The following is a 1,310-nucleotide window of genomic DNA, read 5'->3' as shown; positions in this document are numbered from 1 at the left end:
AGGAACCGCCCGGTGCCGGGCTGCCCGTCCGGCCCGGCACCGGGCGGTTCCTGGTTCTCGCGTGCGTCTTCGTCTGCGCGGCCTGCGGACTCGTGTACGAGCTCGAACTCGTCGCGTTCGCCTCGTACTTGATCGGCGACACGGTCACCCAGGCGTCCGTCGTGCTGTCCGTGATGGTGTTCGCGATGGGCATCGGCTCGCTCGGCGCCAAACGGCTGCGCCGGCACACCGCCGTCGGCTTCGGCGCGGTCGAGACGCTGCTCGCCCTGGTCGGCGGGTGCAGCGCGATGGCCCTGTACGCGGTGTTCGCCTGGACCGGCGGCTGGGGCGGACTGTGGGCCGAGGGCCCGCGCTGCTTGCTGGTCGCCTTCTCGCTCGCCATCGGCCTGCTCATCGGCGCCGAGGTTCCCCTGCTGATGGAGCTGATCCAGCGCATCCGCCGGCAGGACGCGCCCACCGCCGTGGCCGACCTGTTCGCCGCGGACTACGTCGGCGCCCTCGTCGGCGGCCTCGCCTTTCCCTTCGTACTCCTGCCGTTCTTCGGCCAGTTGACCGGCGCGCTGCTCACCGGCACGGTCAACCTCGTGGCGGGCGGCGCCCTCGTCCTCGGCCTCTTCCGGCGCGATCTGACCCGCCGCGCCCGCTGGTCCCTGCTCCTCGTCGGCCTCACCGTCCTCGGCGTCCTCGCCTCGGCCGCCGCCCTCTCCGCCGACTTCGAACGCGCCGCGCGCCGGGCGGTGTACGGCACGGACGTCCGGGTCGCCGTGCAGACCGGGGTGCAGGAGGTCGTCCTCGCGGGCGGCACCGACGGCCGCCCCCTCGACCTCTACCTCGACGGCCGGCTGCGCGTCGGCGGCCAGGACGCCCGCCGCTACCACGAGGCCCTGGTCCACCCCGCCCTCACCGGGCCGCACGCCCGGGTGCTGATCCTCGGCGGCGGCGACGGCCTCGCCGCGCGCGAGGTGCTGCGCCGGCCCGGAGTGCGCCGCGTCGACATCGTCGAACTCGACGCGAAACTCGTCCGGTTGGCGCGCAGCGACCCCGGCCTCGCCGCCGCCAACGGCCATGTCTACGCCGACCCCCGCATCCACCTCACCATCGCCGACGCCCTGGGCTGGCTGCGCACCGCGCCCGGCGCCTCGTACGACGTGGTGATCGCCGACCTCCCCGACCCCGGCATCACCGCCAGCACCAAGCTGTACTCCGAGGAGTTCTACGGCCTCACCCGCCGGGTGCTCGCGCCCGGCGGCCGTCTCGTCGTGCACGCCGGGTCCGTCACCACCCGCCCCCGTGTCTTCTGGACGGTCGCC

1 protein-coding gene is annotated in these 1,310 nt (G+C 74.6%); it reads left to right on the top strand.

The features are described 5' to 3' along the window. Positions 1–20 precede the first annotated feature (20 nt). A partial coding sequence (locus CCN72_RS34370) for a polyamine aminopropyltransferase (RefSeq protein WP_086812257.1) occupies positions 21–1,310 on the top strand: 1,290 nt, incomplete at its 3' end.

Origin of the sequence: Streptomyces murinus (assembly GCF_002154555.1) — a bacterium.
In the GTDB taxonomy this organism is placed as follows: Bacteria; Actinomycetota; Actinomycetes; order Streptomycetales; family Streptomycetaceae; genus Streptomyces; species Streptomyces murinus.
This window is presented reverse-complemented; position numbering and strand designations above follow the sequence as displayed.